The sequence below is a fragment of the Janthinobacterium sp. YR213 genome, assembly GCF_900099875.1.
GTDB lineage: Bacteria > Pseudomonadota > Gammaproteobacteria > Burkholderiales > Burkholderiaceae_D > Janthinobacterium > Janthinobacterium lividum.
In genome coordinates this window covers 290,744-303,390 of record NZ_FNDA01000002.1, presented here as the reverse complement: position 1 = coordinate 303,390, position 12,647 = coordinate 290,744, and the positions used below count along the sequence as shown (strand labels likewise).

11 protein-coding genes are annotated in these 12,647 nt (G+C 65.4%); 5 read left to right on the top strand and 6 right to left on the bottom strand.

Annotated features, from left to right (window positions below; all coding sequences use genetic code 11):
- Window positions 1-26 precede the first annotated feature (26 nt).
- Entirely contained in the window at window positions 27-1,235 is a 1,209-nt protein-coding gene (locus BLT98_RS10575) for an MFS transporter (RefSeq protein ID WP_092607505.1), read from the bottom strand.
- Between the two features lie 136 nt (window positions 1,236-1,371).
- Between BLT98_RS10575 and BLT98_RS10570 the strand changes: the two genes are divergently transcribed.
- Window positions 1,372-1,893 (top strand): MarR family winged helix-turn-helix transcriptional regulator, encoded by a 522-nt coding sequence (locus BLT98_RS10570; RefSeq protein WP_092607502.1) that lies wholly within the window; start codon window positions 1,372-1,374, stop codon window positions 1,891-1,893.
- Window positions 1,894-1,895: 2 nt separating this feature from the next.
- Here the strand turns inward: BLT98_RS10570 and BLT98_RS10565 are convergent, their stop codons facing one another.
- Window positions 1,896-2,462: a hypothetical protein gene (locus BLT98_RS10565; protein ID WP_139179208.1), complete on the bottom strand. Its 567-nt coding sequence runs from the start codon at window positions 2,460-2,462 to the stop codon at window positions 1,896-1,898.
- 116 nt (window positions 2,463-2,578) lie between these two features.
- On the opposite strand from BLT98_RS10565, the gene thiL reads away from it, so the two are divergent.
- Window positions 2,579-3,559: a thiamine-phosphate kinase gene (gene thiL, locus BLT98_RS10560; RefSeq protein ID WP_092607496.1), complete on the top strand. Its 981-nt coding sequence runs from the start codon at window positions 2,579-2,581 to the stop codon at window positions 3,557-3,559.
- Window positions 3,560-3,578: 19 nt separating this feature from the next.
- Here the strand turns inward: thiL and BLT98_RS10555 are convergent, their stop codons facing one another.
- Genes BLT98_RS10555 through BLT98_RS10545 form a run of 3 tightly spaced genes read right to left on the bottom strand, consistent with a single transcriptional unit; the run spans window position 3,579 to window position 8,704 of the window.
- Window positions 3,579-6,155, bottom strand: a complete 2,577-nt coding sequence (locus tag BLT98_RS10555) for an EAL domain-containing protein (RefSeq protein ID WP_092607493.1) — start codon at window positions 6,153-6,155, stop codon at window positions 3,579-3,581.
- Window positions 6,152-8,182 carry a sensor histidine kinase, YfiR-like protein-associated gene (locus BLT98_RS10550; protein ID WP_092607490.1) on the bottom strand — a complete coding sequence of 677 codons (2,031 nt, stop codon included), beginning with the start codon at window positions 8,180-8,182 and terminating at the stop codon, window positions 6,152-6,154. Before BLT98_RS10550 ends, BLT98_RS10555 begins: the two co-directional genes overlap by 4 nt.
- Window positions 8,183-8,704 carry a TOL_0243 family YfiR-like periplasmic protein gene (locus tag BLT98_RS10545; RefSeq protein ID WP_170846358.1) on the bottom strand — a complete coding sequence of 174 codons (522 nt, stop codon included), beginning with the start codon at window positions 8,702-8,704 and terminating at the stop codon, window positions 8,183-8,185.
- A gap of 320 nt (window positions 8,705-9,024) precedes the next feature.
- Between BLT98_RS10545 and BLT98_RS10540 the strand changes: the two genes are divergently transcribed.
- Window positions 9,025-9,507 carry a CinA family protein gene (locus tag BLT98_RS10540; RefSeq protein WP_070281668.1) on the top strand — a complete coding sequence of 161 codons (483 nt, stop codon included), beginning with the start codon at window positions 9,025-9,027 and terminating at the stop codon, window positions 9,505-9,507.
- Here the strand turns inward: BLT98_RS10540 and BLT98_RS10535 are convergent.
- Window positions 9,497-11,269 (bottom strand): GGDEF domain-containing protein, encoded by a 1,773-nt coding sequence (locus tag BLT98_RS10535; RefSeq protein ID WP_034780832.1) that lies wholly within the window; start codon window positions 11,267-11,269, stop codon window positions 9,497-9,499. The two genes, BLT98_RS10540 and BLT98_RS10535, sit on opposite strands and share 11 nt — an antisense overlap.
- A gap of 212 nt (window positions 11,270-11,481) precedes the next feature.
- Here BLT98_RS10535 and BLT98_RS10530 point away from each other — a divergent pair, with 212 nt between their 5' ends.
- Both BLT98_RS10530 and BLT98_RS10525 read left to right on the top strand, forming a co-directional pair.
- Window positions 11,482-12,210, top strand: coding sequence for a P-loop NTPase family protein (locus BLT98_RS10530; RefSeq protein ID WP_034780566.1), 729 nt, complete (start codon window positions 11,482-11,484; stop codon window positions 12,208-12,210).
- Complete coding sequence (locus BLT98_RS10525) at window positions 12,211-12,564, top strand: hypothetical protein (RefSeq protein ID WP_211614920.1); 354 nt, start codon at window positions 12,211-12,213, stop codon at window positions 12,562-12,564.
- Window positions 12,565-12,647 lie beyond the last annotated feature (83 nt).

The following is a 12,647-nucleotide window of genomic DNA, read 5'->3' as shown; positions in this document are numbered from 1 at the left end:
TTGACGGGTGGGCGCAATATAGCAGCTCAGGATGCGCGGCCGGCGCACGGCTGGACCAGCGTCCCGCCCGGCGCGAAACGCACCGCGATCAGCAGCAGGAGCACGACGCCGCCGGCCATCACCATCCACGCCTGGGCCAGGCTGGACGAGTGCTGGCGGATCAGGCCGGCGATGAACGGCATGCTGCTGGCGATGATGTAGCCGCCGCCCTGCACAAAGCCCAGCAGTGCGCCGGCGCCGGCCGGGTCACGCACGTGGTCCATGCTGACGATCAGCGACAGGGGAAACAGGGAGCCAATGCCGCAGCCCAGTAATATCACGGCGGGCAGCGCCAGTTGCGCGGGCGCCACGATCAGGCAAGCCAGGCCGGCCAGCACGGACAACAATACGGCCAGCAACAGGATGCGGCGGTCCGGGAAGCGGTGGATGATGCTGGAAATCACCAGCCCCGCCAGCACTTCCACCAGGGTCAGGCCGCCGAGCAGCAAGCCGCTGTCAGCCGCGCTCCAACCCAGCTCCGTATAGAACGGCGGCAGCCAGGCCAGCACCAGGGTGTACGCACCCGTGCCGATGCCAAAGAACACCATCAGCAGCCAGGCACGGCCACTGCTCACGGGCAGGCTGGCGCCCGCGCCGCCGGACACGTCCACGCGCGCGGCCGATGCGCGGCGCCACAGCAGCGCGGCGGCCACGGCAGGCAGCGCCCACAGGGCCAGCAGCGCATTCCAGCCCCAGCTTTGCGCCAACGGTGAAGCGGACGCGGCTGCAATGGCCGCGCCGCCCATGATGCCCGTCGTATAAAAGCCCATCAGCTGGCCTGCCCGCTCGGGGAAATGGCGCTTGATGAAGGCCGGCAGCAGCGCCTGCACCAGCGCGATACCCAGGCCGCCCAAGGCCGCCGTGGCGATCAGGCCGCCGCTGCCATGCAAGGGCCAGCGCAGCCCGCAGGCGGCAGCGATGATGGCGATGCCGAGACCGATGCCGCGCGCCACGCCCAGCCGGCGCTGCAGCTGCGCGCCCGCCAGCGCGCACACGCCCATGGCGAACACGGGCACGGTGGTCAGCAAGCCCGCGTCGGCATTGCTGATGCCCGTGCTGGCCTGGATACTGTCAAGCAAGGGGCCGATGGCCGCCAGGATGGGCCGCAGATTCAGGCCCAGCAGGATGATGGCGGCCACCAGCAGGGCCGAAGACATTGAAGAAGAAAGGGGAGCGGCAGGTCGTGCGGAGGGCATGGGATAGTCCTTGCCTCGCTGGGAGGCACATGGTTTAATGCGTCATCAGAATATGACTCGATGAAAAGTATCTTAACATAAAGATAGAAATCTATCTTGAGGTCGAGATAGATGATTCCAAGATACAAGGATACCCATGACAGATACCCCGCAAGAACACACGCGCGCACAATTTGCCGCAGCACAATGGCAGCGCGAACTGCCGCAGATGGATACCAGTGCCATGCAACTGGTGGGCCAGCTGGGCACGGTGGCGCAGCTGATGGCGCGCGACTGGCTCAATCCGCTGTTCGCCGAACACGGCTTGCAACCGGGCGAATTCGACGTGCTGGCGACCTTGCGCCGCTCGGGCGCGCCCTACAGCCTGATGCCGACGGCCCTGTACGAAGCGGCCATGCTGTCCTCGGGCGGCATGACCAACCGCATCGACCGGCTGGAAGCGGCCGGCCTGATCGAACGCCAGAAGCATCCGACGGACCGGCGCGGCGTGCTGGTGGCCCTGACACAAAGGGGATTGGAACTGATTGAAAAGCTGGTGCTGCTGCACGTGGAGAACGAGCGCGCCATGCTCTCGGCTTTGAATTCGGACGAGCAGCGCCAGCTCGACCAGTTGCTGGCCAAGCTGCTGCACGGCATGGCGCAGGCGAAGAAAGTTTAAGTTTAGGAAAGCAGGCGCGCCAGCTCGCGCAGCGCCGCATGGCCGCGCCGGGCTTTGCGCTGCAATTCTTCCGGCGCACAGTGTCCATACAGGGCCTGGACGTGGCCCTCGCTGGCGGCGCGCAGGTCGAGTTCGCCCGCACCGGGATCGGGCAACTGCCCCTCGACAAGGGTCAGGAAATAATGGCGGGGCGCGCCATGCAGGTTGGTCGCGAACTGCAGCACCAGGCCGCTGTCGAACAGCAGCGCACCGCTGCACGCCCCTGTCTCCAGCAGCAGGCGATACGGCGGCAAGGGCCGCCGCACCGCGCGCAGCACGCTGGCCAGGCGTACTTGATAACCGAGTTCCAATCCATTCGCATGCAAGCGGCCGCCTTGCAGATACACCTTGAACGATGTTTGCACGGCCCGGCTGGCGCGGCGGAACCAGCGCTCATCCTCATACAGGCACAGCTGGCCGCCATCGCACAGCTCGTAAAATCCGCGCGCCAGCAGTTCCGGCGCCGTGAACGTGGCCAGGCCGACGGTCTGCGGCTCGCGCAGCCAGCCATCGTCAAGATAGGATTGCATCAGGGCGTGGATATCGTGGAAGGGCATAGGGGCAAGATCGGCGGTGGCAAAGGCCTGTATTGTAGGCCAGCCTATAATAGCCGGGCCACACCATCATTCAACGAACAGACCACGCCATGGCCCCACACGACGCGCTTTCCGAATTCGACCTGATCAAACAATATTTCGTGCGCCAGCGTCCCGGCCGCGCCACCCTGGGCATCGGCGACGATTGCGCGCTGATTACGCCCGGCGCCGGCAAGCAGATCGCCATCTCGTCGGACATGCTGGTCGAGGACCGGCACTTCTTTGCCGGCGCCGACGCACGCATGCTCGGCCACAAAAGCCTGGCCGTGAACCTGTCCGACCTGGCCGCCATGGGCGCGCGTCCCGTAGCCTTTACCCTGGCCCTGGCCCTGCCGCAAGCCGAGCGCGCCTGGCTGGCCGGCTTTGCCGAAGGCTTGTTTGCGCTGGCAGACGCATTCGGCTGCGAATTGATCGGCGGCGACACCACCAAGGGCCCTTTGAATATCTGCATCACCGTGTTTGGCGAACTGGCGCCGGGCCAGGCCCTGCGCCGCAGCGCGGCCGTGGCGGGCGACGATATCTGGGTCAGCGGCACCCTGGGCGATGCGCGCCTGGCGCTGGCCGGCTACCGCATGGAGCAGGAACTGGCGCCATCCGACCTGCTGACAGCAAGCGCGCGCATGCACACGCCGACGCCGCGCGTGGCGCTCGGTTGCGCGCTGGCCGAAGCGGGCCTCGCGCATGCGGCCATCGACATCTCGGACGGCCTGGTGGGCGACCTCGGCCACATATTGAAAGCGTCGCAGGTGGGCGCCACGCTCGACGTCGACGCCCTGCCGGCCGGCCCCGTGCTGGCGCAACAGGCAACCATCGTGCGCCGCCGCTACACGGCCGCCGGCGGCGACGACTATGAACTGTGCTTCACGGCGCCGGCTTCCTCGCGCGACGCCATCGCCGCCCTGGCGGCAAGCTGCGGCACGCCCGTCACCCGCGTGGGCAGCATCGAGGCGCAGGCGGGCTTGCGGCTGGTGGATGCGGCCGGGCAGCCGCTCGATTTGGCGCTGAATTCTTTCGACCACTTCAGCGAATAAAAATAAGGAATCCGCCGAATCAGCGCACCGCCATCCGCGCCAGCCCCGGCTGGTTCACCATCCAGTAGTGCTGGAAGGCCAGGCGGATGTTGTCGCGCAGCTGGGTGTCGTCCCACGGTTTCGTATAGAAACGGTAGATGGCGCCCCGGTTGATCGAGTCGAGCACGGCTTCGAGGCCCGTGTAGCCGGACAGGATGATGCGGATGGTTTCCGGGTACAGCTCTTTTACTTTACTGAGGAATTCCGTGCCGCTCATGCTGGGCATGCGCTGGTCGCAGACGATCACGTGCACCCTGTGCAGGGCCAGCATTTCAAACCCTTCGGCCGGCGTGCTGGCCGTGAGAATCTGGTAGCCTTCGGGACGGAACAAACGGTGCAGGGACGACAGCACGTTGACGTCGTCGTCGACGATGAGCAGGGTTTGCGCGGGCTGCGCGGCCGGGTCGTGGCCCGGCGGCAGGCCGGCGCCGGCAACGATCATCTGCCCCAGTTCCAGCGCCGGCAGGGCGCGGCTGAAATAAAAACCCTGGATTTCATCGCAGCGGTTGCGCCGCAGGTATTCCAGCTGCGGGCGCGATTCCACGCCCTCGGCCACCACGCTCAGTTTCAGGCTGTGCGCCATGCTGACGATGGCCAGCGCGATGGCCGCGTCGTTCGGATTGCTGGTGATGTTGCGCACGAAGGCGATGTCGATTTTCAGCTTGTCGATGGGGAAGCGCTGCAGATACGCGAGGCTCGAGTAACCGGTGCCGAAATCGTCGATGGCCACCTTCACGCCGATTTTCTTCAGCTTGCCCAGCACGACGATGGTGCGCTCGGCGTTCGACATCAGCGCCGTTTCCGTCAGTTCCAGTTCCAGTAATTCCGGCGCCACGCCATGCTGCGCCAGCGCGCGCGTCACTTCGCCTTCCAGGTCGCCTTCGGCAAACTGGCGGCTCGACACATTCACGGCCACGTGCACGGGCCCCACTTCGCTGTCGCGCCACTCGGCGATCTGGCGGCAGGCCGCCTGGATCACCCAGGCGCCGACGCGCACGATCAGGCCCGTGTCTTCCAGCACCGGCACGAATTCGGCCGGCGCCACCAGGCCGTAGCCGGGACGGCGCCAGCGCAGCAGCGCTTCCACGCCGCTGATGCGGCCCGTGCGCAAATCCACCTTGGGCTGGTAGTACAGGATGAACTGCTCGTGTTCGAGCGCATGGCGCAGCGCCAGTTCCAGGTCCAGGCGCGCCAGCACCTGCACGTTCATGCCGGCCGTGAAAAAGCGGTAGCCGTCGCGGCCCGCCTGCTTGGCGCCGCCCATGGCCGTATTCGCGTATTTGATGAGGGTTTCCGGGTCGGTGGCGTCGTCCGGGTACATGGCGATGCCGATGCTGGCCGTCAGGGTGGCCGCGTGGCCGCGCAAGTCGAACGGCGCGCGCAAGGCTTCGCGCACCTGGTTCGCCACGGCCACGGCTTCCTGCTGGTTGCGGCTCATGGTGAGTATCAGCGCGAATTCGTCGTTGCCCAGGCGTCCCACGGTGTCGCGCAGGCGCACGCATTCGACCAGGCGGTTGCTGAACTGGCGCAGCAGTTCGTCGCCCAGCGCCGCGCCCAGGGTGTCGTTGATGCTTTTAAAACGGTCGAGCGCGATGAACAGCACCACGATGCGCCAGCTTTTTTCCTGCGCCAGCTCGACGGCCTGGGCCAGGGTCTGGTAAAACAGGCTGCGGTTCGGCAGCCCCGTCAAGCCATCGTAATGGGCCAGGTGCTTCAGGCGCTCCTGCGCCTGGCGCCGTTCGCTGATGTCGCGCGCCACGGCGATCAGCAGCAAGCCGCCCGAGCCCTGTCCGCCCGCCACGGGCGCCTGCGCATACCAGTGCCAGCCCAGTTCCACGGGCACCAGGCTCAGGTCGCGCCGCACCAGTTCGCATTCCGTCACTTCCGTGGCCAGGTGGGCCGGGCCGCCCGGCAGCGCGGCCAGCGGCGGGGCCGGCGGCGACGGCAGCAAGGTGCCGGGCGCCAGCGCCAGCAGTTCGGCGCGCGCATAGCCGAGCAGGCGGCATGCGCCATCGTTGACGTCGACCAGGGTCATGCCCAGCACGTCGACGAGGAAGATGGCGTCGGTGGTGGCGTCCATGGCGCCGCGAAAGCGCTGCAGTTCCGCCGTGCGCTGGCCCACCGTGCGTTCGAGCAGGGTATTGTAGTGGCGCGCGGCGCGGTGCAGCAGCCGCACTTCGAGCATGTTGCGGATGCGCGTGAGCACTTCGAGCGCGTCAAACGGCTTGCTGATGAAGTCGCGCGCCCCCGCTTCCAGCGCCGCCAGCTTGGCGTCCGGGTCGGCGGCGATCACCAGCACGGGCAAATAGCCTTCCAGTTCCAGCGGGCGCAAGGCATCCATCACGTCGTAGCCGCTCATGCCCGGCATCACCAGGTCGAGGATGATCAGGTCGAACTGGTGGCGCTGGTGCAGGCCGGCCACGGCGCGCGCGTCGAGGGTGCTGGTGATGGCCGTGTAGCCGCCGCTTTGCAGCAAATGCTCGAGCAGGCGCAGATTGACTTCCTGGTCGTCGACGATGAGAATTTTCGCCGCATAGATATCGGCCTGGCTGATCATGGCGCGCCCGTTCCCTTCTGCCGGCGCTGCTGCGCCACGTAGGCCAGGGTGCTGTTGATCGCCTCGGTAAATTCATCGAGGTTGATCGGCTTGGTCAGATAGCGGTAAAAGCCCAGCGCCATGCTGCGCTCCACGTCGCCCGGCATGGCGTTGGCCGTCAGGGCGATGACGGGGATGTGCGCCGTGCGCGGATCGGCGCGCAGCAGTTTCAGCGCATCCGTGCCATTCACGTTCGGCAGGTTGATGTCCATCAGGATCAGCTGCGGCAAATGCGTGCGCGCCATATCCACGCCCAGGCGGCCATCCGTTGCCGTCAGCAGTTGCAATTGCGGGCAGTAGCGCACGATTTCCTCGACCAGGGTCAGGTTGGCGGGATTGTCTTCCACGTACAGCAAGGTCACGGGGGCGCTGTGTTCGAGCAGCGCCCCGGCCAGGTCCGGCCGCGGCAAGGCCGGGGGCGCAGGCGCGGGCAAGGCATCGACCACGCGCAGTTCGATCCAGAACGTGCTGCCCTCGCCGGGCGCGCTGGTCACGCCAATGCTGCCATCCATCAGCTCCACCAGGCGCTTGGTGACCACCAGGCCGATGCCGCTGCCTTCTTCCGTGCCGCCTTCCTGTCCCAGCCGGTTGAAGGGCTGGAACAGCAGCGCCACCTGTTCGCCGTCGAGGCCCACGCCCGTGTCGCGCACGCTGATGCGCACCCGGCCGCCCGCCTGCGGCGCGCAATCGATGGCCACCTGCCCCTGCTCGCGGTTGTACTTGAGCGCATTCGACAGCAGGTTCAACAGAATCTGCTTGAGACGCGTGCGGTCGGCCAGCACGTTCAGGGGGCAGGTGTCGGGAAAGGTCATGCCGATGCCGCGCTGGCTGGCCAGCGGCGCGATCATGTCGCGGCATTCCTGCAAGATGGCGTCCAGGCCCACGGGTTCGAGCGACAGGCTGACCGTGCCCGATTCCACCTTGGCCAGGTCGAGGATTTCATTGATCAAGGTCAGCAGGTGGCGCCCCGATTTCAGGATATGCCCGGCAAATTCCTTCTTTTGCTCCAGGGTCGACGGCAGGCGGTCGGAACTGAGGATTTGCGCAAAGCCCAGGATGGCGTTGAGCGGCGTGCGCAATTCATGGCTCATCGACGACAGGAACGCCGACTTGGCATAGTTGGCGCTGCGCGCCTCTTCCATCGCCATGGCCAGTTCGCCATTCGTCATTTCCAGCTGCATCGTGCGCTCGTGCACGCGCACTTCCAGTTCCTGGTTCAGGCGCATGACTTCCTGCTGCGCCTCGGTGCGCTGTTCGCCTTCGCTGGCCAGCTCGCCGTTCGAGCGCTCCAGCGCCTGCGTGCGCAGCTCGATCTCGGCCAGCATCTTGTTGAAGGAATCGACCAGCTGCGCCACTTCGTCGACGCTGAGCTTGCGCGCGCGGCGCGAATAGTCGCCCGTCTCGATCACTTCACGCGCCACGTCGGCGATATCGAGGATGGGTTGCGTGATGACGAAATCGAGGCGGCGCAGCAGCAGCAAGGCCACCAGCAGCGCCAGCACCGTCACGCTCAGGGCGATGGCCAGGTAATCGGCCGTGCGGCCGGCCAGCTCGTAATCGGCGCGCAAATACACGGTACCCAGCAGTTCGCCATTGTCGACGATAGGCTTGAACAATTCCACCGAACTGCCCTGGATGCTTTCGCCTTCCTTGCCCGCCTTCGCAGGCAGCTCGCCCACATGCTGGTTCGCACGGTAGCTGGCAAACAGGCTGCCGTCCGCCTTGTACAGGGCGCCGGCCGTCACGCGCGGGCGGATGCGCATCAGGTTGAGGTTTTCCAGCGCCAGGCGTTCGTCGTCGAAGGCCAGCGCGGCCGAACTCATGTGCCCCAGCAGCTCGGCCTGGGTACTGATGTCGGCCACCAGGTTGCGGTGGTAGGCGCGCAAGTCGTAGACGACGATGGTGCCCAGCGAAATGACGAGCGCCACCAGGGTGGTCAGCAAGACCACCGACATCAGCTTGTGGCGGATGGAACGCAGTCGTATCATCTAGGCGCCTCCCGTCTGCACGCGGTAGGCGGCCAGCAGCATGCGCGCGCTGATGCGGATATGCGCCTGCGCCACGGGTTTCAGGGCCACGTCGAAGCGCACCTTGTCTTCGGCCATCACAAAATTGATCATGCTGCCCATCGCGTAGACCTCATCCGAATCGGATACCGTCAGCAACGCCAGGCCACGGCTGGCGGCCAGCATCTCCTGCAGCGCCATTTTATCCAGCGCCCCCAGGTACAGCACGTGCAGCCCGGCCAGCGCTTCGCCGCGCCGTACTTTTTTCACCTGCACGGCGCGGCCGTTGACGCTATGCCCGGCCACGCTCTGTTCGAGCTGCTCGGCCAGCGCATCGGCGCCCGCCACGCCGATCACCAGCGGAGAGTCGGGCCGGGCAAAGCTGCCGTCGGGCCATTCGACATAGCCGGCAAACTTGTACAGATACCCGGCCTTGACCTGGCGTTCCAGCTCCCCCGGCACCTGCGCCCGCGCCTCGATACACAGCACGCCCAGGAGCAGCAATAGCCACTCCCAGCGGAGAGGGCGGCGGCAAGCACCGCGCGCGGAGCAGCGCAGGGGGCCAGGATGACGCCACCAGGTCCAGTTCAGAATTACCATGACAACCGAGTAAAGATAATGCTATACGAAGGCGCGGCACCATGCCGCTTGCCTGTTCGAGCGATGCGCACCAGGGTGGCGCAGCGACAGAGCGCCTGCCAGCCCGAAGTGGTAGCAAATGTATAAAAGAGTGTACGCATTTTCGCTGGTACCGGGGAAAGTTTCTTTTACCGTTGGCCATGCTACAGTCTTGCCACCATTTTCACCGCATGCAGGAGTCATCCATGAGCAACGAACTCGTCCCCCTCTCCACCGCGGTCGGCCTGGCCTTGCAGGCGAAGGGCCTGCTGCTGGCCACGGCCGAATCGTGCACGGGCGGCGGCGTGGCGCAGGCCGTCACCGATATTTCAGGCTCGAGCGCCTGGTTCGAACGGGGCTTCGTCACCTATTCCAACGGGGCCAAGACCGGCATGCTGGGCGTGCCCGCCGAGCTGATCGCCGCGCACGGCGCCGTCAGCGAGGAAGTGGCCGCCGCCATGGCGCGGGGCACCCTGGCCCACAGCGAGGCCCAGGTGGCCGTCTCGACCACGGGCATCGCCGGCCCCACAGGCGGCGTGCCGGGCAAGCCCGTCGGCACCGTCTGCTTCGGCTGGGCCATGGACGGGCGCGTGCAAACACAGCGGCTGGTATTCGCGGGCGACCGCCAGGCCGTGCGCGAGCAGGCCGTGGCGCACGCCTTGCGCGAACTGTTGCGCTTTATCCAGTAGCGGCGGCGATGCAGGCGCGGTCGCGGCCCGCCTGCTTGGCCGCGTACAGGGCGCTGTCGGCGCGCATCAGCAATTCGTGACGACCGGCGCCGTGGCGCGGATATTCGGCGATGCCGGCCGAAAAGGTGCAGCCGGACAGGCTGTGCGGCGCCTGCCGGATCAGCAGCTGGCGGTAGCGCGCGGCGATATCGTCGATCTTGTGCGCGGCGATGAGGCTGTCTGCTTCGCGCAACAGCAGGCAGAATTCCTCGCCGCCATAGCGGCACACCATGTCGCTGCCGCGCAGCTGGCTTTCCACCAGGCGCGCGAACTGGATCAGCACTTCATCGCCAAAGTTATGCCCGTAGGTATCGTTGACGCGCTTGAAAAAATCCAGGTCGATGATGGCGATGGCCACGGGCGCATCCGCATCGGCCTCATGCAGGATGGCGTTGAGGCAGGTTTCAAAATGGCGGCGGTTGTACAGGCCCGTCAGGTGGTCGCGCATGGCCTGTTCCTTCAGGCTGTCCTGCAGGGAATTGACATGCAGGATCTGGTGCGCCAGTTCCCGGTTCAGGTGCTCGAGCTTGACGTTTTCCGATTCGCGCGCCGCCTGCAGCTCCAGCGCCTTGTCGCGCTCGGCTTTCAGGCTGTGCATTTCCTTTTCCAGGTTGCGCATCAGGCTGCGCGAGGCGCGCGCCGACTTGCTGCTGGCCTCGTAGGCGGCCTGGTATTGCTGCAGGAAACCATACGCCGCCTGCCATTCGCCCAGTTGGGCATTGATGTCGGACAAGCCGCGCAGGATCTGCTGCTGGTGAAACGGATTGCGCGTCCAGCTCAGCAGGCTGTGCGCCTGCGTCAGGGACGCCAGCGCCTGCGCCGTCTGGCCCGCGTGCAGGTCCAGCTTGCCGCGCACCAGCCACGCATGCATCTGCTCTTCCAGGTCCTGGCCCCGGCGCGCATATTCTTCGGCCCGCAACAGCAATTGCAGGGCGCTGTCGGGCTGGCGCAGCAGGATGGCGGCGTGGGCGGCGATACAGAACAAAAAGGCGCGCACGGCCAGGTCTTCTTCCGGCCACTCGTAAAACGGTTCCACCAGCGCCAGCGCCTCGGCCGGCTTGCCCGTGGCCAGCAGGCACATGGCCAGGTTGGCCGAAACGATGGTTTGCTGGTATTTGAGCTTTTGCGTGCCGATGATCTCGAGCGCCTCGACCAGCAGGGGGATGGCGTCTTCATCATTGCCCAGGTCATGCTGCGACGACGCCAGGTTCGACAGGCTGTTGACTCGGTGCGCGGGGCTGCCGAAACGCTCGGCGATGTCGAGCGCCAGCAGGAAATTGCGCGGGCCGTCCTGCGTATCGCCACGGTTCAGGGCATCGACGCCCAGGCGCGCGTACAGCATGAACTTGTGCAGCGAATCGGGTATCTGCGCGGCCTGGCTGCGCGCCTGCAGGAAATGCTGCTCGGCATCGGCAAAATCGCCGCGCCGGCTCGCATACGCGCCCTGCAGGGCGGCCACTTCCATGCCCCCTTCCAGGTCGCCGCTTTGCTGGAAATACGCGCCCAGACGCTCGCACGACGGTTCGGCCTCGCCCGCGTAATACGCCAGCCAGCAATGATTGAGTTCCGCATACGCGCCGCCGCGCGCATACTGTTGTCGTTGCGCCGCCGCCAGCGCCATCTGCGCCAGCCGGCGCGCCTGGCGGCGGTTGCCGACCAGGCAAGCCAGGGCTTGCTGATTCAGACGGTCAATGTCGGCTTTATCGAGACTGGAGATCGGCACTGCGTCCTCGTTCACACTCTGGGGTGCATTTTTCACACAAAACTTGCTCTGTATCAATGGTATCCTGATTAACATCATAACCAGATTCGCTGTTCCGCATGGCATATTTGCAAAGGATTGTGGTAAAAATGCCAGTCGTGGCCTGGCCGGGCGCTTGCGCCGCTGTCACGGATCTTTGATTGTCACTGACGCAACAACTTGGAGTAGTCGCAATGCAAAACACGGTACATTTCATCCTGCAGGGCAAGGGCGGCATCGGCAAGACCCTCGTCTCTACCCTGCTGGCCCAGTGGATAGGCGGCAAGGACGACACGCCTTTGCGCTGTTATGACACCGATCAGGAAAACGCCACGTTCTCGCGCTACAAGGCGATGAACGTCAAGCATGTGCCCGTGATGACGGATGCGCGCAACATCGACCCGAAACGCTTCGATGCGCTGATGATCGACATTCTCGAAACGGACGGCAACTGCGTGATCGACAATGGCGCGAACACATTTTCGCCGCTGATGGGCTACCTGCTGGAAAACGACTGTTTTTCGCTGCTGGAAGAATCGGGCCGCAAGGTCTACATCCACACCATCGTCGGCGGCGGCGACACCCTGCACGACACGGCCACGGGTTTTGTGGCGACAGCCCAATCGACGAAGGTGCCGCTGGTGCTGTGGCAAAACGAACATTTCGGCCTGCTGCAATCGGCGTCCGGCAAGCAGTTTATCGAATCGCAGTCATACGCCGACAACCGCGTACGCGTGAAAGGCAGCATCACCTTGAGCCAGCGCAATCCCGACACCTTCGGCGCGGACGTCAAGAAGATGAACACGGCGCGCCTGACGATGCAGGAAGTGCTGCAGAACGACAAGTTCAACATCATGGAAAAGCAGCGCATCAAGGTCGTCTACCGCGACATCTTCGAACAGCTCGACAAGGTGCAGTGGTAGATGGACCAGCACAAACTGCGCAGCCACGTATTCGACAAGACGGGCATCAAGATCGACGTCGATGACCCGATATTCGCCCTCGTGGCGCTGAACGAAGCCGTGCTGGCGGAAACCGTCGAGCGCCAGCTGGCCCTGCTGGACGCCGCCACGCAAGCGCTGGCGGTGCAGGCGCGCGCGGCGGGCGGCTTGCCTGCGCTGCCGCCAGCCACCCTGGCCAGCCCTGTCGATAATGCGACGGCGCCAACCGTCGGCTTCACGCCGCGCGAATGGCGCCTGCTGGGCGCGGCGGCCATCGTCTCCATTGCCAGCGCGCTGCTGGTGCTGGGCGGCGCGGCCCTGCTGTATAGACTGTAGTACCGACCGTAGCACTGACCGTAGCACCGTCGCGCTGCGCCAGCCACGAGCGAGCAGCAGCGTCTTCTCCACCTATCCCTGGA